Annotated in this window: 26 protein-coding genes and 1 pseudogene; 16 read left to right on the top strand and 11 right to left on the bottom strand. The window is 62.6% G+C overall.

Annotated features, from left to right (window positions below):
• Positions 1 to 80: 80 nt before the first annotated feature.
• From MTX35_RS13680 to MTX35_RS13655, 6 genes are all read left to right on the top strand, one after another.
• Positions 81 to 1,514, top strand: coding sequence for a CitMHS family transporter (locus MTX35_RS13680; protein ID WP_243595500.1), 1,434 nt, complete (start codon positions 81 to 83; stop codon positions 1,512 to 1,514).
• Complete coding sequence (locus tag MTX35_RS13675; RefSeq protein ID WP_243595499.1) at positions 1,511 to 2,863, top strand: acyclic terpene utilization AtuA family protein; 1,353 nt, start codon at positions 1,511 to 1,513, stop codon at positions 2,861 to 2,863. The genes MTX35_RS13680 and MTX35_RS13675 overlap by 4 nt, the downstream gene beginning before the upstream one ends.
• A complete protein-coding gene (locus MTX35_RS13670) occupies positions 2,860 to 3,174 on the top strand; it encodes a hypothetical protein (protein WP_243595498.1) in 315 nt (104 codons plus the stop codon). Before MTX35_RS13675 ends, MTX35_RS13670 begins: the two co-directional genes overlap by 4 nt.
• Positions 3,175 to 3,212: 38 nt before the next feature.
• Entirely contained in the window at positions 3,213 to 4,769 is a 1,557-nt protein-coding gene (locus MTX35_RS13665; RefSeq protein ID WP_243595497.1) for a CocE/NonD family hydrolase, read from the top strand.
• Positions 4,770 to 5,028: 259 nt separating this feature from the next.
• Positions 5,029 to 5,181 (top strand): hypothetical protein, encoded by a 153-nt coding sequence (locus MTX35_RS26285; protein WP_335742197.1) that lies wholly within the window; start codon positions 5,029 to 5,031, stop codon positions 5,179 to 5,181.
• A 71-nt stretch (positions 5,182 to 5,252) separates the two neighbouring features.
• Entirely contained in the window at positions 5,253 to 5,549 is a 297-nt protein-coding gene (locus MTX35_RS13655) for a colicin immunity domain-containing protein (RefSeq protein WP_243595495.1), read from the top strand.
• Positions 5,550 to 5,705: 156 nt separating this feature from the next.
• Here MTX35_RS13655 and MTX35_RS13650 read toward each other — a convergent pair whose 3' ends face one another.
• Complete coding sequence (locus tag MTX35_RS13650) at positions 5,706 to 6,542, bottom strand: adenylate/guanylate cyclase domain-containing protein (RefSeq protein ID WP_243595494.1); 837 nt, start codon at positions 6,540 to 6,542, stop codon at positions 5,706 to 5,708.
• Complete coding sequence (locus MTX35_RS13645; RefSeq protein WP_243595493.1) at positions 6,539 to 7,519, bottom strand: GlxA family transcriptional regulator; 981 nt, start codon at positions 7,517 to 7,519, stop codon at positions 6,539 to 6,541. The genes MTX35_RS13650 and MTX35_RS13645 overlap by 4 nt, the downstream gene beginning before the upstream one ends.
• Positions 7,520 to 7,643: 124 nt before the next feature.
• Between MTX35_RS13645 and MTX35_RS13640 the strand changes: the two genes are divergently transcribed.
• Positions 7,644 to 8,276, top strand: coding sequence for an isochorismatase family protein (locus MTX35_RS13640; RefSeq protein ID WP_243595492.1), 633 nt, complete (start codon positions 7,644 to 7,646; stop codon positions 8,274 to 8,276).
• Between the two features lie 836 nt (positions 8,277 to 9,112).
• On the opposite strand, the gene MTX35_RS13635 is transcribed toward MTX35_RS13640, so the two are convergent.
• Both MTX35_RS13635 and MTX35_RS26280 read right to left on the bottom strand, forming a co-directional pair.
• Positions 9,113 to 10,924 carry a hypothetical protein gene (locus MTX35_RS13635; protein WP_243595491.1) on the bottom strand — a complete coding sequence of 604 codons (1,812 nt, stop codon included), beginning with the start codon at positions 10,922 to 10,924 and terminating at the stop codon, positions 9,113 to 9,115.
• 265 nt (positions 10,925 to 11,189) lie between these two features.
• A complete protein-coding gene (locus tag MTX35_RS26280; protein ID WP_374230297.1) occupies positions 11,190 to 11,411 on the bottom strand; it encodes a TerD family protein in 222 nt (73 codons plus the stop codon).
• Positions 11,412 to 11,653: 242 nt separating this feature from the next.
• Between MTX35_RS26280 and MTX35_RS13630 the strand changes: the two genes are divergently transcribed.
• Positions 11,654 to 12,061: an EVE domain-containing protein gene (locus MTX35_RS13630; protein WP_243595552.1), complete on the top strand. Its 408-nt coding sequence runs from the start codon at positions 11,654 to 11,656 to the stop codon at positions 12,059 to 12,061.
• 24 nt (positions 12,062 to 12,085) lie between these two features.
• On the top strand, positions 12,086 to 12,742 hold the full coding sequence (locus MTX35_RS13625) for a nitroreductase family protein (RefSeq protein WP_243595490.1): 657 nt from the start codon (positions 12,086 to 12,088) through the stop codon (positions 12,740 to 12,742).
• A gap of 43 nt (positions 12,743 to 12,785) precedes the next feature.
• Here the strand turns inward: MTX35_RS13625 and MTX35_RS13620 are convergent, their stop codons facing one another.
• From MTX35_RS13620 to MTX35_RS13605, 4 genes are all read right to left on the bottom strand, one after another.
• Positions 12,786 to 13,352 carry a hypothetical protein gene (locus MTX35_RS13620; RefSeq protein ID WP_243595489.1) on the bottom strand — a complete coding sequence of 189 codons (567 nt, stop codon included), beginning with the start codon at positions 13,350 to 13,352 and terminating at the stop codon, positions 12,786 to 12,788.
• Between the two features lie 58 nt (positions 13,353 to 13,410).
• Positions 13,411 to 13,614: a hypothetical protein gene (locus MTX35_RS13615; RefSeq protein ID WP_243595488.1), complete on the bottom strand. Its 204-nt coding sequence runs from the start codon at positions 13,612 to 13,614 to the stop codon at positions 13,411 to 13,413.
• Positions 13,611 to 13,931 (bottom strand): SAV_915 family protein, encoded by a 321-nt coding sequence (locus MTX35_RS13610; protein ID WP_243595487.1) that lies wholly within the window; start codon positions 13,929 to 13,931, stop codon positions 13,611 to 13,613. Before MTX35_RS13610 ends, MTX35_RS13615 begins: the two co-directional genes overlap by 4 nt.
• Positions 13,932 to 14,096: 165 nt before the next feature.
• A complete protein-coding gene (locus MTX35_RS13605) occupies positions 14,097 to 14,273 on the bottom strand; it encodes a hypothetical protein (protein WP_308198130.1) in 177 nt (58 codons plus the stop codon).
• 50 nt (positions 14,274 to 14,323) lie between these two features.
• Here MTX35_RS13605 and MTX35_RS13600 point away from each other — a divergent pair.
• Positions 14,324 to 14,476: pseudogene (locus tag MTX35_RS13600) on the top strand (Glu/Leu/Phe/Val dehydrogenase dimerization domain-containing protein); the annotation flags it as partial.
• Here MTX35_RS13600 and MTX35_RS13595 read toward each other — a convergent pair.
• Positions 14,456 to 15,307 (bottom strand): CdaR family transcriptional regulator, encoded by an 852-nt coding sequence (locus tag MTX35_RS13595; protein ID WP_243595551.1) that lies wholly within the window; start codon positions 15,305 to 15,307, stop codon positions 14,456 to 14,458. The pseudogene MTX35_RS13600 and the gene MTX35_RS13595 sit on opposite strands and share 21 nt — an antisense overlap.
• 456 nt (positions 15,308 to 15,763) lie before the next feature.
• Here MTX35_RS13595 and MTX35_RS13590 point away from each other — a divergent pair, with 456 nt between their 5' ends.
• A complete protein-coding gene (locus MTX35_RS13590) occupies positions 15,764 to 17,305 on the top strand; it encodes an aldehyde dehydrogenase family protein (RefSeq protein ID WP_243595485.1) in 1,542 nt (513 codons plus the stop codon).
• Positions 17,302 to 18,129, top strand: a complete 828-nt coding sequence (locus MTX35_RS13585) for an SDR family oxidoreductase (RefSeq protein ID WP_243595484.1) — start codon at positions 17,302 to 17,304, stop codon at positions 18,127 to 18,129. The genes MTX35_RS13590 and MTX35_RS13585 overlap by 4 nt, the downstream gene beginning before the upstream one ends.
• Positions 18,130 to 18,186: 57 nt before the next feature.
• On the opposite strand, the gene MTX35_RS13580 is transcribed toward MTX35_RS13585, so the two are convergent.
• Together MTX35_RS13580 and MTX35_RS13575 are read right to left on the bottom strand one after the other, a co-directional pair.
• On the bottom strand, positions 18,187 to 19,254 hold the full coding sequence (locus MTX35_RS13580) for a ParB/Srx family N-terminal domain-containing protein (RefSeq protein ID WP_243595483.1): 1,068 nt from the start codon (positions 19,252 to 19,254) through the stop codon (positions 18,187 to 18,189).
• Between the two features lie 108 nt (positions 19,255 to 19,362).
• Positions 19,363 to 19,893, bottom strand: coding sequence for a GNAT family N-acetyltransferase (locus tag MTX35_RS13575; protein ID WP_243595482.1), 531 nt, complete (start codon positions 19,891 to 19,893; stop codon positions 19,363 to 19,365).
• Between the two features lie 121 nt (positions 19,894 to 20,014).
• Between MTX35_RS13575 and MTX35_RS13570 the strand changes: the two genes are divergently transcribed.
• Genes MTX35_RS13570 through MTX35_RS13555 form a run of 4 tightly spaced genes read left to right on the top strand, consistent with a single transcriptional unit; the run spans position 20,015 to position 23,809 of the window.
• The gene (locus MTX35_RS13570; protein ID WP_374230296.1) at positions 20,015 to 20,869 is read left to right on the top strand and encodes an ABC transporter permease; all 855 of its coding nucleotides are present in this window, start codon (positions 20,015 to 20,017) and stop codon (positions 20,867 to 20,869) included.
• A gap of 3 nt (positions 20,870 to 20,872) precedes the next feature.
• Positions 20,873 to 21,592: an ABC transporter ATP-binding protein gene (locus MTX35_RS13565; RefSeq protein WP_243595480.1), complete on the top strand. Its 720-nt coding sequence runs from the start codon at positions 20,873 to 20,875 to the stop codon at positions 21,590 to 21,592.
• A gap of 37 nt (positions 21,593 to 21,629) precedes the next feature.
• Complete coding sequence (locus tag MTX35_RS13560; RefSeq protein WP_243595479.1) at positions 21,630 to 22,676, top strand: ABC transporter substrate-binding protein; 1,047 nt, start codon at positions 21,630 to 21,632, stop codon at positions 22,674 to 22,676.
• A 29-nt stretch (positions 22,677 to 22,705) separates the two neighbouring features.
• Positions 22,706 to 23,809: an LLM class flavin-dependent oxidoreductase gene (locus MTX35_RS13555; RefSeq protein WP_243595478.1), complete on the top strand. Its 1,104-nt coding sequence runs from the start codon at positions 22,706 to 22,708 to the stop codon at positions 23,807 to 23,809.
• The last annotated feature ends 92 nt before the right edge of the window (positions 23,810 to 23,901 follow it).

Raw genomic sequence — 23,901 nt, 5'->3', positions numbered from 1 at the left:
CGAATGAATGTATACCCAACTGATGTTGGACTGCGTAAGTGATCTGCACAACACTCGTCGTATTCGATGAAGGAGATCACATGTTGTCACTGCTCGGCTTCGGGACGATTGCCATCATCCTGCTGCTGTTGTTCACCCAGCGCGTCGCGGCCATCGTCGCGCTTGCAGGTGTCCCGCTTGCTGCGGCGTTCCTGGCCGGCAACTCTCCATCCGAGGTGGCAGGGTTCGTCAAAGAGGGACTCGGCGGGGTCGTCGGCGTCGCCGCGATGTTCCTGTTCGCAATCGTCTTCTTCGGGATCATGCGCGACGCGGGTCTGTTCGATCCGATCATCGCCCGCATCGTGCGCTGGGCAGGTAGTGCCCCGCCGACCGTGGCAGTCGCGACCACTGCCCTCGCCGTGGTGGCTCACCTCGACGGAGCCGGCGCAACCACGTTTCTGATCGCCGTCCCCGCCATGCTGCCGATCTACGAACGCCTCGGTATGAGCCGGCTCGTCCTGGCGACCTGCGTCGGTCTCGGTGCCGGAGTGATGAACATGGTCCCCTGGGGTGGTCCGACGGCTCGCGCTGCAGCAACACTGGGCGTCGACGCCAACGAGCTGTGGGTGCCGCTGATTCCTGCTCAGATTGCCGGGGTCGTGTTCGCACTGGGCGTCGCCTACTATCTGGGTCGGCGTGAGCGGACCCGGTTGGCCAAGGTAGCCGCGGGCGATGCGTCGGCCGTCGTGGACGAGTCGACGGCGCGAGTCGCCGAACGCATGTCCGTGGGATCCGGGGATACCGGATCCTCAGTCGATGACGCGAACGAGGAGCCCGGTAGCCCGTCGACCGGCGGGGACGATGCGGACGGTCCGGCAACCGCGTCGAGTGACCGAGCACTGCTGCGGCCGAAGTTGTTCTGGGTCAACGCCTTCCTGGTAATCGCGACGTTGGCTGCGTTGATCGCCGCCATCGCCCCGCCGGAGACGTGCTTCATCATCGCCACTATCGTGGCGCTCCTCGTCAACTACCGCGGAATGAAGGCCCAGTCGGCCCGCATCGAGGCCCACGCTGTCGGCGCGATGCTCATGGTCGGTACGTTGCTCGCGGCCGGTGTACTACTCGGTGTGCTCGACGGCAGCGGCATGATCGAATCGATGGCGGTCAGCGCGGCGAATGCCATTCCGGACGCTATGGCACCTGCCTTACCGCTCATCGTCGGCGTGTTTGCGGTACCGATGAGCCTGATCTTCGGACCGGACGCCTACTACTTCGGCGTGCTGCCGGTCCTCATCGAGGTAGGCGACCAATTCGGCGTCAGCGCAATGGATCTGGCGCAAGCCTCGATCATCGGTGAGGAAACCGTCGGATTCCCCATCAGCCCGATGACCGGCGCGTTCTACCTTCTGGTGGGTCTCGCGAAAGTCGACATCGGTAAGCACATTCGCCACACGCTGGGGTGGGCGTGGCTGATCAGTCTCGGCATGCTCGGCGTTGCCATGGCCACCGGCGCGATCCCGCTGTGGTCGTCATGAGTCGCGACGGAACGATCCGGCTCGGGGCCGGAGCAGGCTTCGCCGGCGATCGCATCGACCCGGCGAAGATCTTGGCCGAGCGCGGCGAGCTCGACTATCTGATCTTCGAGTGCCTCGGGGAGCGGACTGTTGCGACCGGGCAGGCACGAAAGCTGCTCGATCCCGCTGCGGGCTACGACCCACTGTTGGCCGCGCGGATGCGGGCAGTGCTGGGCGCGACCACGGAGCAGGGCATCACCGTCGTGACGAACTCGGGAGCGGCGAATCCTGTTGCGGCAGCAGCCGTTGCCGCTCGTGTTGCCGAGCAGGTGTGCTCGCGCTCGGTGCGCATCGCTGCCGTCACCGGCGACGACGTGCTCGACGCAGTGCGCCGGATCGACCCGTTGGTGTGGGAGACCGGCCGGCCGCTGTCGGAGCATTCCGAGGAACTGGTGTCGGCGAACGCCTATATCGGGGCCGATGCGGTTCTGCCCGCACTCGATGTCGGTGCCGACGTGATCATCACCGGCCGTCTTGCCGATCCAGCGTTGTATCTTGCGCCGCTGATGCACGAGTTCGGTTGGGCTGGGCAGGACTGGGAGACGCTCGGTGCAGGGACGGCCGTCGGACACCTTCTCGAATGCGCGGGCCAACTGACCGGTGGCTACTTCGCCGATCCGATCACCAAGCCGGTGCAGGGCCTGGCACATCTGGGATTTCCTTTCGGTGACGTACGTGCCGATGGCACAGCCGAATTCGGCAAAGTCGACGGCACCGGCGGGGAATTGACGCGGCGAACGTGCGCCGAGCAGTTGCTCTACGAGGTAGGCGATCCAGCCCGGTACTTGACGCCGGATGTGACCGCCGATTTCACCGGAGTCGCGTTCGAGACCGTCGGACCCGATCGGGTAGCGGTGTCCGGGGCGACGGGCAGTACACGGCCAGAGGAGCTGAAGGTGACCCTCGGTTTTCGCGGCGGTTGGCTCGGCGAAGGTCAGATCAGCTACGCCGGGCCACGCGCACTGCAACGCGCCGAGCTCGCCGGAGAGATTGTGCAGCAACGACTGTGGGAGGTGCACGGTATTCCGGCCGAGAATGTCGGCATCGAGTACATCGGGGCGGGTGCGGCGTTCCGCGGACTTGCTGCCCCAACCGATGTCCCCGAAGTGCGGCTGCGCGTGACCGGGAAGGTGCCCGACGCGGAGACCGCGGCACTCGTGGGGTGGGAAGTCGAAAGCCTCTACACCAACGGCCCGGCCGGTGGAGGTGGCGCACGCAGCAGCAGCGCCGAGGTGCTCGCGATCAGATCGTGTCTGATTCCACGTGCACAGGTGACGACCGCTGTACACACCACGGAGGTGACGGTATGAGGACTGTCGACGATCTCGCCGACGTGCGAACCGGGGACAAGGGCGACACCCTCATTCTCGCTGTCTTTCCGCGCTCAGAGGAGTACTACGAGTTATTGACCCGTGAACTGACTGTCGATGCCGTTGCCACGCATTTCGCGCCGCTGGTCACCGGGGACGTACGGCGCACTGACATGCCCCTGGTCTGTGGGTTGGTGTTCGAGCTACCCGGCGTGCTCGGTGGGGGAGTGACTGGAAGCCCGGTGCTCGACGGACATGGCAAGTGTCTGAGCTACCACCTGTTGAGCATGGTTGTACCGGAACCTCTTTGACCCCATTTTTCGACTCTCGCGGCCCAGCCGCCCGATGGATGGAGATCGACATCCGTAACATCCGCGTACCCCTGGCCCTGACTCTTGCCGTAGTCCTCGTCGGACAGGCAGCCGGTACCGCCGGAGCACTGCCTCGCGAATTACCGACCGACCCCTTCTTCGGTTATGGGCGGGCGGCCGAATACACGGTCACCTCGGAGCGCATGGAGGTTCCGATGCGCGACGGTGCCGCGCTGGCGTGTGACGTGAACCGACCCGGTGATGACGGCAACGTGCCGGTCGCAGAGAAGTTCCCGACCATCGTCTACGACTTCAACGCTTACGACGGCCTCGACCGGTTGGCAGTGGACTCGGCGTATCTGGTCGAACGCGGGTACAACATCTTGTTGTGCAACGTCCGGGGATCCGGAGATTCTCGAGGCGTACTGGATCCGTTCGGCCCGCAGGAACAGCAGGACAACTACGATCTCGTCGAATGGGCTGCAGCACAGCCGTGGTCGACGGACAAGGTCGGACAATCCGGTGTCAGCTACGGAGGTCACACGTCGATGCTCGCCGCAGCCAACAATCCACCGCACCTGGCTGCGGTCATCCCGGTCGATGCATTCAGTGACTGGTACGAGAACACCATCTACCGCGGCGGGATCCGATCCGACACCATCCGCACGTGGCAGGCGAGCACAGCCCCGGCCACCGAGGGTCCGTACGACGAGCATCCGCTGTACGACGAGTACTGGACCGACCGCAGCGTCAAGGCGAAATGGCAGAACATCGACGTCCCGATGTTGCAGGTCGGCGGATGGTACGACCGCTATCGAGACCCGATGATGCAGAACTACTCCGCGCATCCGGATCTGACGTGGGTCGTTGCCGGGCCCTGGAAACACGGTATGCCGGCGGGCCAGAAAGCCGACATCGGTACGGGGGCATACCTCGCATGGTGGGACAAGTGGCTGCGCGAGGACAGCTCTGCACCTCTGCCGGCGAAGCGGATCAATTCCTACGAGATCTCCTCGGTGCCCGTCGAACGCGGCTGGCAGGAATTCGGGCAGTGGCCGCCCGCTGAATCGACCGTGCTGACGCTGACGATGGGGACCGACGGCGGTCTGAGTCCGGTGTCGACCGAGCAGGGCAGTCGCGCATACACCGTCCCGACGGACCACACCGACGCTGCCGATGCGGCAGTGGTCTTCTCGACCACTCCACTACCCGGTGATGTGGTCATCACGGGTTCCCCCACAGCGAAGGTGTCGGCGACCTTCACCGCGTCCGACGGTAACCTCGCTGTCATTGTCGACGACGTCGCGCCGGACGGCACCGTGGAGCGCATCACCCAGGGCTGGCTCAAGGCAAGCCATCGCAACGGATCCATTGCACCCGAGCCCGGAATACCCGGACAGGAGTATGAATTGGACGTACGGGCGTGGCCGACGCACTTCCGGTTGCCGGCCGGACATCGGCTGCAGGTGCAGGTTCGTAGTGACGATTACCCCGACATCACCGACGACGCTCCAGCCGGAGATGTCATGGTTCGAACCGGAGCCGGAGGTTCAACCCTGACCGTGCCGGTGCTCCCCACCGCGGCAGTGCGCTGACCGGTAGTCACCAAGCCTATTGTGGTTCAACGCTCAGACGGAAGGTTTGTCAGTGGCTGGGAAATGAGTGAGGACCAGATGGCGTCGGTTCTCAGTGAGGGGAGACTGTACTGATGAGTGCTATCGGGAGCGCGGCCGAGCAGGCCCTGATTTTTATTCCCACTATCGAGGCTTTCGTAGATGGAGTCACACCGCCGATGCCTTCGAGAAGGCATATTCGAGGCTGGTGAAGCGGACGCCGGGGATACTCGAAAGGCAAGTGTCCGAGATCGTCAACGGTCTGCTCGGCGACGTGGACGCTTTCGTCGCCGAGGACAGGTTGCGTGGCGATGACGATCTGGACGCAGGGCAATTGCTTGTCCGTGCGACTGGGGCGTTGGAAAAACTTCGTCAGTTGAGTCGAGGCGGATAGTGTCGATCTCTCGTGGATTCGCGTTCACAAGCCAGCGATGCGCTCTGACACAGAAATCTTGGGGGTGAGTAATGGCTGAGCGCGAGAGGTCAGTCGAAGCAATGCTGCGCCAGTATAGGGAGCTGATCGAGGCATTTGTACAAGAAAAGATTTCGGCAGATGATTTCGAGACAGACTATATTCGCACCTTCACCAACGATAAAAGTCAAGTGCCGGGTAGTGAGTTCACGGTTCTCGAAAAGCTATTTTTCGATGTAGATGACTATGTTTCGGATCCGGAGCTGCGCGATAGCCCGGAGGATCTGTCCGGCGAACAGCTCAGAGAACGTGCGGCGGCCACCTACTCGAAACTGTTCGGTCCCGAGTGAGACAGGTTTCCGACTTCCCAAGTCGAGGTCGACGTCGAGTTGTCCTGGTCCTCAGGAACGACTACCCCGACATCACCGACGACGCTCCGGCAGGGGACGTCATCGTCTGAACCGGAGCCGGTGGTTCGTACTTGACCCTGCACGTGCTTCCCGGCGCTATCCCGCGCTGATGGACGGCGTTGTATCCGGTTGCACCGGCAGCGCAATCGGATACAACTGGAAAGTCCCGCTCATTCCCTTGAGTTCGACGTCGCGTGGCGTCCCGAGAGTCAGATCATGCGCCGCACCGATGGCCTTGCGCACCGGTTCGCTGATCAGAATTTCGCCGCCGTCGGCCTGTCCCGCGACGCGTGCGGCCATGGCCACGTTGAGGCCGAACAGGTCGTCACCGCGTCGTACGGAACTGCCGACGTGGATACCCATCCGGACGCGGATACGGTCCCATCGATCCGGGTTCTTCATCAGTGCTTCTTGCACTTCCACCCCGCAACGCACGGCCTGGCCCGGGTCGGAGAAAGCAATCATGTAGCCGTCGCCCTGGCTTTTCACCACGTGCCCGCCGTGGGCGTCGACGTGCTTGTTGATGAGCTTGTTGTGCTTTTCGAGCAGTTTCACCCAACCGCGGTCGCCCAGTTCCTCGTTGCGTGCGGTGGATCCTTCGATGTCGGAGAACATCACCACGATGTCGCCGTCGGCCGTCATGCGTGCCAGGTCGGGGCGTTCGACTTTGGCCCAGCCCGCGAGGTCTTCGACGGAGTTGCGGACCGTGGCACCGAATCCCTTGTTGATGAGTAGGTCCGTGGTGTGGAAGGCAGTTCTGATCGCGAAGGGCACCAGGCCGCGTCGCTTACGGCGTTGCTGCGATTCGAGAGCGCGGTCCAGTGCCCGGCGCGTGTGCTTCAACTTTCGACGCGAGACGATCAAGACCACACCGAGCGCGATGATGGCAGCGAGCTCTACTCCGGCAACTATCCACAGGATCACGTCGCTCATCCTTGCCTGTCGACCGCATCTGTGGGCGCACATCCGACGGCGAATTGCCGTCGATAGGCCGTCGGTGTCACTGCGAATGCCGAACGAAAGTTCTGACGCAGAGTGACAGCGCTGCCGAATCCGCACAGAGCAGCGATGTTCTCGATACTGCGATCGGTCGTTTCGAGCAGGCTCCGAGCTTCCTCTAGTCGTTTGTCCAAGACCCAGCGAGCCGGGGTGGATCCTGTCTCGAGCTGAAACTGACGGATGAAGCTGCGTCGGCTCATGCGCGCATGGTCGGCCAGTCGCTCGATGGGCAACGGCTCGTCCAGACGCTCGAGTACCCAGCTCAGCACGTCGGCGATCGCGGTATCTCCCGATGCCTCGATGACCGGACGCTCTATGTACTGCGCCTGTCCGCCGTCGCGATGGGGCGCGACCACGAGACTCCGCGCAACCCGTGTCGCCGCAGCCGAACCGAGGTGCTTGCGCACGATGTGCAGGCAGGAATCGATCGACGACGCGGTGCCCGCGGAGGTCATCACGTCGCCGTGGTCGATGTAGAGCACCGACTCGTCGACGCCCGCGTGTGCATTTCGCTCCCGCAGCTCGGCCATCTTGGTCCAGTGCGTGACGGCCGGACGGCCGGCGAGCAACCCGGTATCGACTACAGCGAACGAACCGAGGCACAGACCTGCGATCTCTGCCCCTCGTTCATGTGCTCCTCGGAGTGAGTTCGAGAAGTCAGTGCCTATGCGAGGCAACGACTCCGGCCACGATGTCACGATCACGATATCGGCCCAGGCGACGGTATCGGGCCCTGCGATCTCGCCGACCGGAAATCCCTCCTCGGTGCGGATCGAACCGGCTTCGTCGGACCACACTCGCGTCTCCCAGTCCGGGGCGAGTCCGAGCCGGGTCACCTCGCCGAACACCATCAACGGCGCGGCGAGGTGGAACATCGTGATGCCGTCGAACGCGTAGAGCGCGATGCGCATACCGACTCCGATCTCAACCGCTGGCGCAAATCCATCGAAAGTATGCATCCGTGCCACTCGTGAATGCAAGAGCAGCACCGCAGGATGAAGTGCGACCAAACAACGCCAGTCGAAGGAGAACGCCATGACCGCACCGCGTAGAGCCCTCATCGTGATCGATGTCCAGCAGGAATACTTCGAGGGGGTGCTGAAGATTCAGTACCCGCCCCGAGACGAGTCGTTGGCCAACATCGTCCGTGCCATCGAAGCCGCTGCGGCGCAGGATCTTCCCGTCGCGATCGTGCAGCACGAAATGCCGGAAGGTGCGCCCGCTTTCGTCAAAGGCACTCCGACATACGAACTGCACCCGGACATTCAAGCCGTCGTGCAGCCGTCTTTCGAGCGGGTCGAGAAGAAGTACAGCAGCGTGTTCGCCGGGACCGGAGTCGCGAAGTGGCTGCAGAGCAACAACATCGACACCGTCACGATCGTCGGCTACATGACCAACAACTGCGACCTCGCATCCAGCGCCGACGCCGAGGCGCTGGATCTGACCGTCGAGATCCTGTCCGACGCCACGGGTGCGATCAACCTCTCGAACGAGGCCGGCACCGTCTCTGCCGAACAGTTGCACAAGGCTCTGATGGTGCTCTACCAGTCGAACTTCGCGGCGGTAGCGACGACGGATCAGTGGATCGACGCCGCCAAGAACGGGAACGGGCTGACCGCAAACAATCTGGTGGTCTCGGCATCCCAGGGCAACGACGCGGTGGGCTGACGCTCGGTACGCTGGCGGCGGTTACGGCACGGGCGATAACGGACCAGACGCTCGGTGCCTGGGTGATCAAGTGCAATCCGCACAAGACCGATCTCGCGCCGATGGTCGAAGCCGGACGCGCACAAGAGCACTGGTGCGTTGCCGACAATTACCGAACGCGTCTGATGGCACCCGGCAACCCGTGCTGTTCTGGGTCAGTAGCCATCCCCGACGCGGAATCTGGGGTGTGGGTACCTTGACCGGCAACCGTGCCCCGATGGAAAATTTCGACGAGCATCACGCTGTTCGACGAGCCCATACTGGCCTCGATTTGTTTGGCGGTGACGTCCTCGCCTGAGCTGTTCGAGATGGTGGACTTCGGACCTGCCTGTCGCAGGGGCGCAGGGGCCGAGCGGATCGGAAGGGCTCGGGTCTACGGTCCGACGTTGGTTTTTCGGGGTCGGCGGGGTGGATTGTGGTCAGGCGGGCGCGGGGAATGCTGCCAGCCTGGCTGTCATGATCAGCGCCGACCAGGTCGCGGTTTTCGACAGTCTCAGGTGTGTGTGGCTATCGTAGGCGGCGATGTGCGCGGTGACCGAGAAGGCTTGGTAGCGAGCATGTTTGGGTTTCCGCCTCGTCCACACCGATCGGTCCACCGCGCGCTGTGCGATGGCCAAAGCGGATGCGGTTCTGGTCGAACCAGTGCAGAGGGAGTCCGTCAGTCTGGTGTCCTTCACGGTGCGGATGCGGTCCTCGCAGCTTAGCGTGCCCATCTTCTGTTCTGACAGACCGGCCTCATCTACCAGCGTTAAGCCCCGAGGCTATGCATCTACTGCAGCGTTCAATTGGCTGTTCAGTCATGAGCAGTACCGATCGTTGCTTGTAACGCCCCAGGTCTGGCGACCACCTTCGTCGCCCTTGGCGTAGCTGACCTGTAGACACGCACCTGCCTTCTTGGCCCTCATGGCTGCGGATGCCATAGTTTCAACCTTCGCTTCATACTGCGCTTCAACGACGGCTGAGCAAGTTTGAGAGGCAATTGCCTCGCCGATCAGACTAATCCACTTTTCGAAGATGGCGGTGACACTGCATTGACCGGCTGCGAGTGCATCTTTACCGATCTCAAATGCGAGACCATTGAGTCCATCGGCGAGCCTTCTGGTCGTAGCCCTGTTCCAATACACCGTGCAGACCTTCGGACCGCAGTCCACCCACCTGTCTTCGCCGTAGTGTGCGGGCTTTGGCTGTGAAGTCGTGGGACGAGGAGACGGCTTGGTTGTTTGTGGTTTGGGGATATTGGTCGGTCGTGGTTTGGGGGAAGGTGGTGTTTTCGTAGTGGTCGGCACAGGAGTCGAAGTGGTGACGGGAGTCCCCCCACCAGTGGTACCGCCTCCACCCGTGAGCGGTGGCCCAGAATTCTCGAAGTATGTCGTCACGCTGCTTTGTGTCGTGAGATCTTCGTCCAGTTGAAATACCGTGTACGTGCAGTAGCGGAGCGAAGGGTGGCAGGGCGGGAGGAACAGGCTGTCCCCTACATATACGGTGGCGGTTTGTTCGAGGTCAACGCCATTGGCGAAAAACGCGACGAGCGTCCTAAATTTACCGTTGTTCGTGTAACGGAGCCCGCCGGGTTCACGGTCAATCCCTGAGCTATATCCGCTCCCGTTGTGGACGGCTCTCCCTGCACTGTCGACCATCAACAGGCCCTCGTTCGTGAAGTCCAATCGATCCTTAGAAAAAACGCCAACGGTGTAGTCGCATCCTTTCCCGGCAGCGCAAGACAGCGAGACGGATGAACCTGCCGGAACCTGTACATGCGTCGTCTCGGATACTCCGGTAGGTGAGGTCTGCGAAGAAGCGACCACCTGGTCGTGACCGCTGCGGTTGGTGTAAAGCACCCCGGCGTCGATTGACTGCCAACCACCGCCGTAACCGTCCCCCCCAGTCATTGGTGCCGATGTAATTCTGTCGCCGCTGGGAGTAGCGCGGTCAACAATTTGGTACAAAGCAGTTTGCTGTTTCGTGGTCGGAGAATATGCAACGAAGGCACAGGTGCTATCAGCCGTGGCGCATCGTTGGAGTACAAGCGTCTGGCCTGGTTCCACAGTGCGCGGTTGGCCGATTGGTTGGCCGTTCTCATAGACATAGACGAGTTCGGACTGATCGGACCGGTTGACGTAACGGACATCGTCCGATGCTGCGACGAACCCTGGCGGCGACGATGCTCCATTTGGCGCGGTATCCATCGGTCGCGCTTCTACGGCCTCAGTTGATGGCTCCGCTGCTGCGCGTCGCGGTGGTGAAGCCTCGCGCTCGTCTTGTGGTGTCAGCGCAGTAGTCGTGGTGGTGGGTGTCTGTCGTGTTGCGGAAGTCGACTCAGGAGATGTGGTGGGTGGAATCGTGGCAGGCTCTTCCTGCGGCTCTTCCTGCGGCTCTGCCTCCGTTGTGGGCGCAGCTTCCCCACTCAACGTCTCCTCGGGTGTAACTACTGGAGCACCGATCTCCGTGGTGAATGGCGCGTCAGGCGTGCTAATCGGTTCTTGCTCGCTGGAACTCGGATGGGAAGGCTCGTCCGTCGGGTCAGCCATTGCAGTGGTGGTCACCGCGATGGTGATCGCGACGGCCATCGCGCCGACGCCGAGGTGGCGGAAGATCGTAGAGACGTTCACAGTGGTCTTCCTTCGGAATCGAGCGAGCTTAATCGTCATTGTGCTGTACCACCAGCTTTTCCGTTGTCGTCCAATCGAATGATGCAGAGATCATGGCGCATTCATCCGCGAGATTCGGCGCTCAACCCCTTCGCGTTCTAAAACGACTTGAGGGTCATGGCTGGGTTACGTCTAGAAGCGAGCGCGATCTAACCAAACCTGCGTCGGGGTGCGCGCTATCGACCATCGTTGGACCGGCGGATCCCGGATCGCGCAAACGATACCTCTACAATTTACGATCAAACCCAGCGAGAGCCGACAGTGCGCAGTCCGATGCGATCGCGACGACGATGGCGCTTGCGTAAGCCGGTACGAGTCGCGGGTCGATGCTCAACGACTGCGTCGGTGACAGACCAACCGAGCCCTCAGGCGATGACGGTTGGTTGAAAAACACGAAATCGTCGTCGCTGCTTAATTTTCGACTCGTGTCCACTTGGAATGCGAGTATGTCGCCACCGTTGGCATCTCCGGCGGTGACCTGGAACGTTGGCGCGCCTCGATCGGGGCATTTCCGCCTCGCGTCAAGGTTGCGATGGTGTCCTTTCGGTCTCGTCAGAACCCATGAGGCCAGCGTGGTGGCGACACGGATTGCTTTACGTGTTTCGCAAGCAACGCGCCGGCGGCGATCGCCATTGTGCTTGGGTGCAGAACAGTGACTCGACCGCCTTCTTCGTTACTATGGCGACGGTGATGGCGATTACCGATCGGACGCTCGGTGCCTGGGTGATCAAGTGCAATCCGCACAAGACCGATCTCGCGCCGATGGTCGAAGCCGGACGCGCACAAGAGCACTGGTGCGTTGCCGACAATTACCGAACGCGTCTGATGGCACCCGGGCAACCCGTGCTGTTCTGGGTCAGCAGCCATCCCCGACGCGGGATCTGGGGTGCAGGCACCCTTACCGGCACACCGGTCCCCGGCCCGCAATGGAAGGTAAGCACCGACATCGCGCTGTTCGATGAGCCGATCCTCGCGTCGGACATTCAGTCCATCGAGGAACTGTCGATGCTCGAGGTGTTCCGATCGCCGCAGCAATCGAATCCGTCCTGGGTCGACGCGTCCGCATGGGCACTGATCCGACCGTTGCTGCCGGTGTGACTGCCGGTGGTGCATGATCGAGGGGTGACTTCCTTCCCGATCATCGACCTCACTCCCGACGAGCTGCTGACCACGACGCGTACCGTCCGTAAGCGCTTGGATCTGACGCGGCCGGTGCCCATGGAGCTGATCAAGGAGTGTCTCGAGATCGCTCTACAGGCACCGTCTGGGTCGAACAAGCAGGGGTGGCAGTGGATCGTCGTCACCGATCCCGATCTTCGCGCTCGCATCGGGGCGATCTACGGCGAATTGTTCACCGCGTATCAGGCATCGAAGCATTCCGCGTCGGCGCTGTTCGCCGACGATCCGGAACGCGCATCGGTGCAGAAGCGCGTCGGAGACAGTGCCGGATGGCTCGGTGAGCACATGGGTGAGGTGCCGGTGCTGCTGATTCCGTGCATCCAGGCCGGTAAGACGCTCCCGGCAGGAAATCAGGCGGGCTTGTGGGGCTCACTGTTGCCGGCGGTGTGGAACTACGCCCTGGCTGCGCGGGCGCGCGGTCTCGGAACGGCTTGGACGACAATCCATCTCGCGAAGGAAGCCGAGATCTCCGAACTGCTCGGCATCCCCGAGGATTTCCATCAGGGCGCGCTGATTCCGACGGCGTACTACACCGGCGAGACCTTCAAGGTTGCTCCGCGGGATCCGATCGAAACGGTGCTGCACGTCGATCGGTGGTGACGCGCGGTCGGACCGACCGGGGCTGCGTACCGACGCACGGCGGCTAGATCTCGAGAATTCGGCGTGCAGCTTTCGATATGTCGCAGTTGCCGTAGGCGACGGAGTGGACGATGCCGTTGTAGACGAGGTTCCAGAGCAGTGGGTTCATTTGGGCGTCGGGGAGTACGAGGATGAGCTTGTTGCCGTGGACGTCTTCGATCTTGGATGCTCGGTTGAGTCCGACGGTGGTGGATCGTATTTTGGTGATTTCGTAGGTCGAGATCCATTCGTCTCGCTGTTGAACCCAGCGAGCCCCTGCCAGGACGCGATCTCCTAGGCTTTTGCGATATTGCAGAACGGGGAGTCCAAGAATGACGAGCCACGGAAACCAGAGATCAGCCCAACCGAAGCCGCGGAAGGGAACAATAAAGAACAGCAAAAAAATGCAGATCAACATCACCGCTTGCAGAAGTTTTTCTCGTCGGGGCTCCTCGAATGCTTCTAATGCTGGGCCGTATTCGAGTGGCACAACGCTATTTTCGAGGTCTCCAGGCATCGTCACCCAATGCGCTCGTGCTTCACCTCGGTGCGCGGTCGGTGGTCGAGGTTCGCCTGTGGTCGGATTCGGCATCGGAGCTGGCTGCCTGAGTGCTCGCCGTGGATTCGACATCAGTCTGCGGCCCATTCGATCAGCTCGCCCACGCCATAGCTGACCAAGATTCCGACATCGCCTGCGCCAGAGATCTAATGGCCTCGCCGACGAAGATGGTGGACCGGCCCGCGTTCGGCACCTCGGGTGCGCTGTCGCCACTCGAATCCAACGTTTGCGCGTTCTCGATCAGTATCCGAGCGGGTTCGTTCAGGTCACCGATCTCGATACCTGGCACGCTCATCGGAGCGGATCCGTCATGTAGGTACCGGGTGTACTGCTATCCGCACGAATGCGTCTGTCCGGCAGTGGAAGTGCGGCATCGAGTAGGACGACGTCGATTTCGGCCGACGCGCGGATCTCGGCGAGCCCGTGTTCGTCCACCAGCCCCCACGGCTGTCCGTTGCCGCAGTTCTGGACCAATGATGTCAGCGACGTGTATGCCGCCAACCCGACTCGGCCGTCGGGCAGGATTCGCAGATCAACCGTCCGGCTGGCAGTACCCTCCGACGGTTGAAGCGGCACATACAACCCCGGCGAACTGCCGCGATGCTCGAACATTTACCCCCCGGTAAGTCGACGTCAGCAACCCCCGGCGTGCTGACTCCGGCAACAGACTAGCGGGTTCTGTCCAGTTCGGGAGCCTTGCCGACCCGAGGCAGTTCGGCGTCGGCACGGATGCTCGGTCTTGTGGAACCAGCGAATGATCGCGGCGGCGTGCTCCGATCAGAGACCCCTACAGATGGACGGCTCGGCTAGACGATCGTCTCCATGTGGATGATCTCGGTCCTGAGTGAGGAGCTCGTGCAACTTCTCGGGCTCCTCGGCGCGGCGAGCCCGGCCGATCAGCATCCCCACCGCACCCAACTGCTGCTGTACGCCGCCGTGCAGGTCGCGCTCGATGCGGCGGCGTTCGTCGTCGATGGCGTCGACGACGTTGGGTCCACGACTTCCTCGTCAAGTTCCTGGAATTCGAGCAGATTTCCAAGAACGCGCTCACCGGACTTCCCATCGGCGGAGGCTGAGGCGGATCGGACTTCTACCCGAAAGGGCGTTCCGAAGCGGCAGTGATGGGGTTCTGTCAGTCAGTTCGCGCTCAATGTTTCGGCGGTTGCGCAGACCAGGGCAAGGTGTAGTTCCAGTCTTCCGGTTTCCAGACTGTGTCCCAGAAGGTCCTCGGCTTGCCGTAGTCGATAGCGAACGGTGTTGCGATGCAGGCCGAGTTTTGTCGAGGCACCGCCGACACCCTCCGCAAGGTAGGCGATCACGGTGTCCCGAAGCGGAGCGTGGACATCGTCTGCCAACCGTCCGAGAGTGCGGTCGATGAAGGTCGACAGTGCCGTTCGATCTGCGGAGAGCAGGCTGACCAGTTCCACATCCGAATACAACACGAGCTGGCGTGCATCGGCCTGTAGTGCCGCAACAGCTTCCCGGTGGCTGGACCGGAAGCCTTCTACTCCGTTGGCGGTGATGCCGATACCGATCCGTATGTCCTTGGGACGTGTGGTCGCGTTCAACAGAGTCAGATCGGGTGTGTGGTCGGTCGCGAGCCAAGCCCAGAGGGTGCGCGACCCGACAGGGACCAGCAGCGGTCGGGGCGCGCCCAATACTGCGGCCAGCCGGACAGCTGATTCTTCGAGCCCTGTCGTGCCGTCGGTTTCGCTGTCGGCAATGATGACGAGTGCGGTGTTGCGGCGTCGAAGTGGATGGCCGAGTGAGGTTTCCGCCGCGGTCACGTCGACGGCGTCTCCGCGCAGGACCGCCTCGACCTGTTGCCTTCGCCGCGTGAGCGCACTGCGCAGCCATCGCTCACGCTCTTCCGCGTACGCGGTGATCAGTTGCTCGACGCACAAGCTGAACCAGTCGGTTGCGCGCGACCAGACCTCGGTCAAAATCTCGACCCGGCCTTCCTCGGGCCAATCCTGGGTCTCGATCATCTCGTTCGCATACCGAAGTGCAGCCTGTTGCCCATGCCGGTAGATCCGGAGCAGAACTGACAGATCCATTCCTCGGCGCGCGATCGTACAGGCGAGGTGCACAGCCTCGACTGCAGGACGCACGTCATCGGCATCGGCAAGCAAATACGCGACGAAGGCCCGCAGTTGTCCTGCGGTGCTGGCGTCGAGGTCGCGGCGAAGTTCGAGGTCGGAGTCGAACAGGGGCAGTTCCGCAGCTATTTCGTCGTTGAGACGTTGTATGACGGCGGCAACGTCGCTCGTCTTCACCAGATTCGCCGCGAGCTCGCCGATCCAGGACGTCGGGTTGAAATCGGTCACCCCACAATTGTGCACCGCGCACAATCGTGACTCGGCTACTTGGATATTTCTCTCTATCGACGCACTCGGAAAAGAATGACGATGGACTTCTTGTTGCCATCGAGGAGTAGAGGGACAATGTCCGCAACTACGACAGACCCGCAGATCGAGATCGTGAATCCGGCAGACGGCCGAGCGGTCGGAACGGTACCGAACGTCGGCAGAGCCGAAGTGGAACGGATCGTCGGTGACGTGCGCGCAGCGCAGCCTGCGTGGGAGGCACTCGGAGCCAAGGGGCGCAGCACGTGGTTGGCGAAGTTCCGCGACTGGCTGCTCGATCACGCCGACGAGATCGCCGATGTATTGCAGTCCGAGACCGGAAAACCGCGGGCGGAAGCTCGAATCGAAGCGCCGATGATGGCCGATTTGATCAACTACTACAACTCCAATGGCGCGAAATTCCTGGCCGACGAGTCGGTCGGGGCACATGGACTCCTGACGATGCAGAAGAAGATGCTCAAGGTTTTTCGGCCCTATCCTGTCGTCGGAATCATCACCCCATGGAATTTTCCGCTGGTCATGCCGCTGATCGACGGCATCCCCGCACTGATGGCCGGCGCCGGCGTGCTGATCAAGCCGTCGGAGGTGACACCGCTGACTGCGCAGCTGATCGAGCGCGGCTGGACTGACATCGGCGCGCCGCCGATACTGAGAATTGTCACCGGGCTGGGCGCTACTGGCGAAGCGGTGGTCGACGCGGTCGACTACGTCCAGTTCACCGGTTCCACCCCGACGGGTCGCAAGATCGCCCAGGCCTGCGCCGGGCAACTCAAGCCTTACAGCCTCGAACTCGGCGGTAAGGATCCGGCGATCGTGCTGGCCGACGCCGACGTCGATCGGGCGGTCAACGGGGTGACTTGGGGCGGACTGATGAACTCTGGGCAGGTGTGTATCTCTGTCGAACGTGTGTACGTGGAAGCCCCGATCTACGACGAGTTCGTCGCAAAGCTCGCACGGAAGGTCGGCTCGCTACGCCAAGGTGCCGACGACCGGTCCTTTGCCCACGACGTGGGCGCATTGGCGACTACGGATCAGCAGACAATCGTCGACGGTCAAGTCACCTCGGCCATCGCAGCGGGGGCGCGTGCTGTGACCGGAGGCAAACCGGGTTCGACCGGCACGTTCTATGAGCCCACTGTCCTTGTCGACGTTGACCATTCGATGGCCTGCATGCGGGAGGAGACGTTCGGTCCGACGATCCCGGTGATGAAAGTGGCCGATGAGGCCGAGGCGATCCGGCTGGCGAACGACTCACCGTTCGGCCTGTCCGCAACGGTGTGGACCAGTGATATCAAACGCGGCATGGCCGTTGCGCGACAGATCGAGGCCGGCGCAGTCAACATCAACGACGCCTTCATCAACTTGTTCGAGTTCGGGCTGCCGCACGGCGGATGGAAGGACTCCGGCGTCGGAGCGCGTTTGGGTGGGGAACAAGGCGTTCGGAAGTACTGCCGGGTTCAGTCGATCACGGCACCGCGCATTCCGACGTTGCATGCCGAACCACTCTGGTATCCCTACAGCCCGACCAAAATGAAAGCAGTGGGTGGACTGCTGCGCATGTTGGTTGCACGAGACCTCGGCCGAATCCTCGGCCGCACAAAGGACAAGGACCACGCATGAGCAGCAACATTTCCGGCAAGGTAATCGCAATCACGGGCGGTGCCCGTGGTATCGGCTTCGACACGGCCAAGCGCCTGGTCGCAGACGGTGCCCGCGTCGCTATCGGAGACATCGACGAAGTGCAGATGAAAGAGACTGTCACCGAACTCGACATCACGGCGTACGCGCGACTGGACGTCACGGACCCCGCATCGTTTGCCGAGTTCTTGGATATGGTCGAGTCCGAACTCGGTCCCATCGACGTCCTGGTCAACAACGCCGGCATCATGCCGACCGGCTGGTTCCATGAGGAGTCGGACAAGATCACCCGACGTCAGGTCGAGATCAACGTCCTGGGCGTGATGTGGGGTTCGAAGCAGGCTCTGCAACGGATGCTGCCGCGCCGCGCTGGTCACGTCATCAATATCGCGTCGCTGGCCGGGGAAGGCTACTTCCCCGGTGTGGCCGCGTACTGCGGGACGAAGCACGCGGTGAAGGCACTCACCGAGACCCTGCGCCGGGAATACCGCAACAGTGGAGTCGAATTCTCCTGCGTCATGCCGACATTCGTGAATACGGAGTTGGCGGCAGGTGCCGGCAAGCCGAAGTTGCTGCGCAACGCGGAACCTCAGGAGATTGCCGACGCGATCGCCGATCTCATCTCCCACCCGAAGCCACAGGTTCGGGTGACTCGTCTCGCCGGCAAGGTCAGTCAGCTTCAGAACATATTGCCGAGCCGAATGCTCGCCCCGATCATCAAAGTCTTGCGCGCCGAGCACGTCCTGCTCCAGGATATCGACAACAATGCTCGAAAGGCATACTTGGACCGCATCGAAACCAACTAGGCCACGCGACCTCGAACTGTCGTACCTGACCTGGCACCGGTCGGGTCGAAGGACGAACTACCTCGGCAGTCCCATCTTGTACTGCAATGCGTAGGCCAGTTTGCCGGGCTTGTCGTCCGAGTACGGTGCCGACAGCTTTCCGAATTCGCCCTTGGAGGCTGCCTTGCCGTCGTTCCACGCGCCCAGAGCGCCGAGTTCCGCTGCGGTGCGGCCACTGTCGATCACCGCGTCTTTCGGTGCGGCGACCTGAGCGCGCGACACCGACTCCACCGTGCTCAGGTAGCTCGCCAGGCTGTTACTGTCCCACCCACTGATGTCGACGGCACCGGAGTCACGAACCCATGCGCCCCAATAGAATTCCTGGAACGGGATCGAGCCGGGTGTGAAGCCGATGTCTCGGGCGAAGTACGTCAGGCTGCGGTACTCGTCGTTCTGGAACTTGGCGAGACCGACTCCCGACGGCAGTTGTTCCACCGGAACCTCGTTGCCGTCGACATCGTAGTTCCACACCCACTTCTCGGCCTTCATTCGCGCCCAGAAATCGGCAGTGCTCAGGTCGCTGAGGTTTGCGACCACCCGCAGACGCAAATGCAGGTTCGGTCCACCGTCGGCTGATTCGTAGAACGAGGTCAGCGTGTGGTGTCCGTCGGTCAGGTACGGCACGCCACCCGGCCCGATGACAACGGTCTTCATCGGCGCGATGGTGTCGGGCGTTTCCTGGCCGACGGGGACGGTGCAGGTGAACGACGACGGATTGTCCAGTCGTGCATCGGGTAACGCGGAGGCGGCCTCTTCCTGACCGTTGGCCTCGCACCAGTCGTCGAATTTCTTGTTGATTTCGTCCTTGCCGAGCGTGTAGCGACCGAGCTTGTAGTACACCTCGTCGTACCCGAGCGACGGTTGCGTCGCGCGCACCTCTCCGATCGGGAGATCGAGAAGCTCACCCGCTTCGGCACATTGGTAACCGAGGCCCGCCGAAGATCCGGTGGGGAGCAGATCAGCGACCTGGCACAGCGGAGATGCGGTCCGAACCGGGGCAGCCGTGGCAACGGCACCCATCGACGTGGACACAACAGAGATCAATGCCAGTGTGCCCAGTAGAGCAGCTCTGCGACGCGAGACCATTCGGTGAAACTCCCATGAGTTCGAGTGAAGTTCCCCGCAGACTGTCGCACCGCGGTCACCGGCCGATGTCGCGGAACCGACGCAGAGGTGAACGTTGCATGATGGACGTCAGCGATCCTCGCGCAACATCGCGTACACGAGGGTGTCCGTCCATTCACCCTTGCACCACCAGTTCTGGCGAAAGTGCGCTTCCTGACGCATCCCGACGCGGGCCGCCAACCGGGCCGACGCGTCGTTACGTCCGTCCAGCTGTGCGCTGACGCGGTGGATCTGAGGTAGCGAGAACACGTGCTCGATCAACGCGTTGACCGCCTCGGTGGCGTAACCGCGGCCGGCGACGGCGGGGGAGAACGTCCAACCGAGCTCGACGAGCGCCGGGGAACCGTCGATCAACCACGCTTCGACGTTGCCCACCACCGTTCCCTCGTGTTCGACGACCATCGCCAGCGCCTGGGTGTGCAATCCTTGCCGCTTCATCCGTTTGCCCACGGCCGCAACGGCATCGGCGTGTGTCCACGCTTCGTGGAGCAGATAGCGGCAGACTTCTGGATCGCTGTAGTAGGCGAGAACCCTGTCTGCGTCGTCGGGTTCGTACAGACGCAGCGTCAGGCGTTCGGTGTGAATGGGCTCGACGGTCATGAGAGCAATTCTGCCCGACTTGCATTCACGCTGATTCGAACCCTGGTCGTAGAGCCCGGCGTGACCGAGTGTGAGTACTCGACACCGCTCGCACTCAACCGGAAGGCCCGTACCCATGGTCATGACGTCGTACGCCGCTCCCGCGGGACCCGTGGACACGCGCGACGGCGACGCCTCCGACGTCGGCTCCGCACCCGTCTCGCCGAAAGACTCTGCGTGGCAGCGGTACCGATGGACCGTCCTGCGCGCCCTGTCGCCCGTTGTCCTCCTCGTCCTGTGGCAGATCGCCAGTGCTGCCGGAGTCCTCTCCGAACGAGTGCTGCCCGCACCGTCACTGATCTTCGATGCGGGTCTGGAATTGCTGCGTAACGGTGAATTGGCCGACGCTCTGGCTATTTCCGGAACGCGTGTTGTTCAGGGACTCCTGCTCGGCGGGCTGATCGGGGTGGCGCTCGGAGCGCTCGTCGGACTGTCCAAGCTCGCCGAGGCAACGGTCGACCCGCCGTTGCAGATGCTTCGCGCGTTACCGCACCTCGGCCTCATCCCGCTGTTCATTCTGTGGTTCGGGATCGGCGAGACTCCCAAGATCCTCCTCGTCGCTCTGGGAGTCGCATTTCCGCTGTACCTCAACACGTTCTCGGCCATCCGTCAGATCGATCGTGACTTCCTGGACACGGCCGTCGTACTCGGTTTCTCGTGGCGTCAGCGGTTCACCACGATCATCCTGCCCAGCATCGCCCCACAGTTGTTGGTGGGATTGAGGCAATCGTTGGCCATCGCCTGGTTGTCGTTGATCGTGGCCGAGCAGATCAACGCCGAATCCGGGTTGGGCTACATCATCAACAATGCGCGGGACTTCCTGCGTGTGGACACCATCATCTTCGGACTCGTCGTCTACGCACTGATGGGAATCGCCACCGACGGAATCGTGCGAATCCTCGAAAAACGAGCCCTCCGTTACCGATTGGATGCTTGATTCATGACTACGACGACGACCTCCGTCGCCACCCTGCACGGCATCGACAAGTTCTACGGATCCAGTCACGTGTTGAAGGGCGTCGACCTGTCCATCGAGCGTGGTGAGATCGTCTCGCTGGTCGGACGATCCGGCTCCGGCAAGTCGACTGTTCTGCGTGTCCTGGCGGGACTGTCGACGGGTCACACAGGGGAGCGGCGTGTCGATGGGCACCCCGCGGTGGCCTTCCAGGAACCACGCCTGTTCCCGTGGCGGTCGGTTCGTCAGAACGTGGCCTACGGTCTGAACACAGCGGGAGTCACCGGCAACGACGCGTTGACTGCTGCGGACGCGACTCTCGATGAGGTAGGACTTGCCGACAAGCGTGACGCTTGGCCACTCACGTTGTCCGGTGGGCAAGCTCAGCGCGCTGCGCTGGCGCGGGCGTTGGTGGGGGAGCCCGAACTGCTGCTCTTGGACGAACCGTTCGGCGCGCTCGACGCACTCACTCGACTGACCATGCAGTCGCTCCTGCTCGATCTGTGGGGACGGCACGGCTTCGGCATCTTGCTGGTCACCCATGACGTGGACGAGGCCATCGCGTTGGGGGACAGAGTGGTGGTGCTCGACGGGGGTGCCGTGGCCGAGACCGTCCCCGTCGACTTGCCTCGTCCCCGAGACCGGGGAACAGCCGGATTCTCTCGCATTCGCACTCACTTGCTCGGTGCCCTCGGCGTCCACTGACGCCATCAATTTCACTGATAAGAAGGATCTTTCACGCATGTCGTCACACGCTCGTTCTCGATCGCTGCGGACAGTCGGGATTCTCGCTGCCCTGACCTTGACGGTCGCCGGGCTCACCGGTTGCGTCTCCCGTGGCAGCGATACTACGGCCACCGCAGCCCCCGAGCTCGTTTCCAACGACCAGCTCGCCACAGTCACTCTTGACGTCGGCGACCAGAAGGGTGGCACCGAAGCCCTGCTTCGTGCGTCGGGTGAGCTCGACTCGGCTCCCTACGATGTCGCGTTCTCCACTTTCACCTCCGGCCCGCCTCAGGTGGAGGCCGCAACCGCAGGCCAGATCGACTTCGCGGTCACGGGCAACACACCGCCGGTGTTCGGCGTCGCAGCCAACGCGCGCATCAAAGTCGTCTCCGCCTACACCAACGATGCGAGTGGCGATCAGATTCTCGTGCCTGCCGATTCGACTCTCGCGTCATTCGCAGACCTGCGGGGCAAGAAGATCGCAGTGGGCAAGGGAAGTTCCGCGCACGGTCATGTCCTGCTGCAGTTGCAGAAGGCAGGCTTGACCACCGACGACGTGCAGTTGGTCTTCCTTCAGCCTGCCGATGCGCTGACGGCATTCACCTCGGGTGAGGTCGATGCTTGGGCGATCTGGGATCCGTTCACCGCGATTGCGCAGGTGCAGAACGGCTCGAAGACGCTGACTACCGCCGAGGGTGTGGCCAACGGTTACGGCTTCGGTATCGCCTCGCAGAAGGCACTGGACGATCCCGCGAAGAACACGGCGTTGCAGGACTTCGTGGCTCGTCTTGCCAAGGCGTCCGCATGGGCGGACGCCAATCCGGCCGAGTGGGCGGCGGCGTACTCCGCGGCCGTCGGCATCGACCCGGCTGCGGGTGAATTGGCGCAGGGACGAAGCCAGCGACCCGCAATTGCGTTGGACAACACTGTGATCGAGTCCGAGCAGGCGCTCTTCGATGCGTTCGTCCAGAGCGGAAGTATCCCCGGCGGCAACACGTTCGCGGACTTCGTCGACACGCGCTACAACGACGCTGTCGCCGACGCGACCGCCTCGACCAACTGATCACCCACCACGTCGTAGGAGTTTCACTCGTGACCGCACGCATCTTCTGGTTCCTTCCCACCGCAGGCGACGGCCGCTCCATCGTCGGCGCGTCCCACGCATCCGGCAACCTCCGCGAACCGGCCGGGTTTCGTCGCCCGTCGTTGCGGTACCTCACCGAGGTGGCTCAGGCCGCGGACCGCCTCGGCTACGAGGGGGTGCTGACTCCGACCGGAACATGGTGCGAGGACGCGTGGTTGACCACTGCTGCTTTGCTGCAGAGCACCCGACGGTTGAAGTTCCTTGTCGCGTTTCGTCCTGGCCTCACGCCGCCCACGTTGGCGGCGCAGCAGGCGGCGACGTTGCAGCGGTTCTCGGAGGGTCGAGTGTTGTTCAACATCGTCACCGGGGGCGACGACATCGAACAGCGTCGTTTCGGGGATTGGATCGATCACGACCGGCGCTACGCCCGCACCGACGAATTCCTCGAACTCGTGCAACGCATCTGGACCGAGACGTCGGTGGACCACGAGGGTGAGTTCTTCAAGGTCGCCGATGCACGAGTGTCCGAAGCACCGGACCCGTTGCCGGAGTTCTGGTTCGGCGGCTCCTCCGAGCCGGCTCTGGCCGTCGCGGCCAAGCGGGTTCAGACGTACCTGACGTGGGGCGAGCCGCCGGCCGACGCTCGCGCCAAGATCGAGAAAGTGCAGGCGCTCGCGGACGCCGAGGGCCGCAAGCTCACCTACGGCATTCGCCTGCACACCATCAGCCGCGACACGTCCGAAGAGGCCTGGGCCGTCGCGCAGAAGCTCCTCGACGAGCTTCCCGAGGAGCAGGTGTCTCAGACGCATGCGCTGCACTCGTCCTCGCAGTCCGAAGGGCAGCGTCGAATGGCCGCGTTGCACGGTGGCAACAAGGATTCCCTCGAGATCTACCCGAACCTGTGGGCCGGTGTCGGACTGGTTCGTGGCGGTGCGGGGACTGCTCTGGTGGGTTCGCACGAGGAGGTCGCGAACCTGATCGGGGAGTACCACGATGCCGGGTTCGATGAGTTCATCCTCTCGGGCTACCCGCATCTCGAGGAGGCGTACCACTTCGCCGAAGGCGTTCGACCTATCCTCGACGCGCGAGGAATCACGGTTCCCGCCAGATAGTTTCGCGCGCCATCGCTGGTTCGACATCGCCGGCTGAATCGACAGTGCGACTTCGGAGACCGACCACCACCGCTGCCTCGTTTACGCCGGTG

This window comes from Rhodococcus sp. ARC_M12 (assembly GCF_022810385.1).
GTDB classification, from domain to species: Bacteria; Actinomycetota; Actinomycetes; order Mycobacteriales; family Mycobacteriaceae; genus Rhodococcoides; species Rhodococcoides navarretei.
Note: the sequence above shows the minus strand (reverse complement) of the source record. Positions and strands in the feature narration are given on the sequence as shown.

What these genes read in the sequence shown, in the direction of transcription:
- MTX35_RS13680 (WP_243595500.1), top strand. Translation starts at nt 81, where the DNA reads ATGTTGTCACTGCTCGGCTTCGGGACGATTGCCATCATCCTGCTGCTG.
- MTX35_RS13675 (WP_243595499.1), top strand. Translation starts at nt 1,511, where the DNA reads ATGAGTCGCGACGGAACGATCCGGCTCGGGGCCGGAGCAGGCTTCGCC.
- MTX35_RS13670 (WP_243595498.1), top strand. Translation starts at nt 2,860, where the DNA reads ATGAGGACTGTCGACGATCTCGCCGACGTGCGAACCGGGGACAAGGGC.
- MTX35_RS13665 (WP_243595497.1), top strand. Translation starts at nt 3,213, where the DNA reads ATGGAGATCGACATCCGTAACATCCGCGTACCCCTGGCCCTGACTCTT.
- MTX35_RS13655 (WP_243595495.1), top strand. Translation starts at nt 5,253, where the DNA reads ATGGCTGAGCGCGAGAGGTCAGTCGAAGCAATGCTGCGCCAGTATAGG.
- MTX35_RS13650 (WP_243595494.1), bottom strand. Translation starts at nt 6,542, where the DNA reads ATGAGCGACGTGATCCTGTGGATAGTTGCCGGAGTAGAGCTCGCTGCC.
- MTX35_RS13645 (WP_243595493.1), bottom strand. Translation starts at nt 7,519, where the DNA reads ATGCGCATCGCGCTCTACGCGTTCGACGGCATCACGATGTTCCACCTC.
- MTX35_RS13640 (WP_243595492.1), top strand. Translation starts at nt 7,644, where the DNA reads ATGACCGCACCGCGTAGAGCCCTCATCGTGATCGATGTCCAGCAGGAA.
- MTX35_RS13630 (WP_243595552.1), top strand. Translation starts at nt 11,654, where the DNA reads ATGGCGATTACCGATCGGACGCTCGGTGCCTGGGTGATCAAGTGCAAT.
- MTX35_RS13620 (WP_243595489.1), bottom strand. Translation starts at nt 13,352, where the DNA reads ATGCCGAATCCGACCACAGGCGAACCTCGACCACCGACCGCGCACCGA.
- MTX35_RS13615 (WP_243595488.1), bottom strand. Translation starts at nt 13,614, where the DNA reads ATGAGCGTGCCAGGTATCGAGATCGGTGACCTGAACGAACCCGCTCGG.
- MTX35_RS13610 (WP_243595487.1), bottom strand. Translation starts at nt 13,931, where the DNA reads ATGTTCGAGCATCGCGGCAGTTCGCCGGGGTTGTATGTGCCGCTTCAA.
- MTX35_RS13595 (WP_243595551.1), bottom strand. Translation starts at nt 15,307, where the DNA reads ATGATCGAGACCCAGGATTGGCCCGAGGAAGGCCGGGTCGAGATTTTG.
- MTX35_RS13590 (WP_243595485.1), top strand. Translation starts at nt 15,764, where the DNA reads ATGTCCGCAACTACGACAGACCCGCAGATCGAGATCGTGAATCCGGCA.
- MTX35_RS13585 (WP_243595484.1), top strand. Translation starts at nt 17,302, where the DNA reads ATGAGCAGCAACATTTCCGGCAAGGTAATCGCAATCACGGGCGGTGCC.
- MTX35_RS13580 (WP_243595483.1), bottom strand. Translation starts at nt 19,254, where the DNA reads ATGGTCTCGCGTCGCAGAGCTGCTCTACTGGGCACACTGGCATTGATC.
- MTX35_RS13575 (WP_243595482.1), bottom strand. Translation starts at nt 19,893, where the DNA reads ATGACCGTCGAGCCCATTCACACCGAACGCCTGACGCTGCGTCTGTAC.
- MTX35_RS13570 (WP_374230296.1), top strand. Translation starts at nt 20,015, where the DNA reads ATGACGTCGTACGCCGCTCCCGCGGGACCCGTGGACACGCGCGACGGC.
- MTX35_RS13565 (WP_243595480.1), top strand. Translation starts at nt 20,873, where the DNA reads ATGACTACGACGACGACCTCCGTCGCCACCCTGCACGGCATCGACAAG.
- MTX35_RS13560 (WP_243595479.1), top strand. Translation starts at nt 21,630, where the DNA reads ATGTCGTCACACGCTCGTTCTCGATCGCTGCGGACAGTCGGGATTCTC.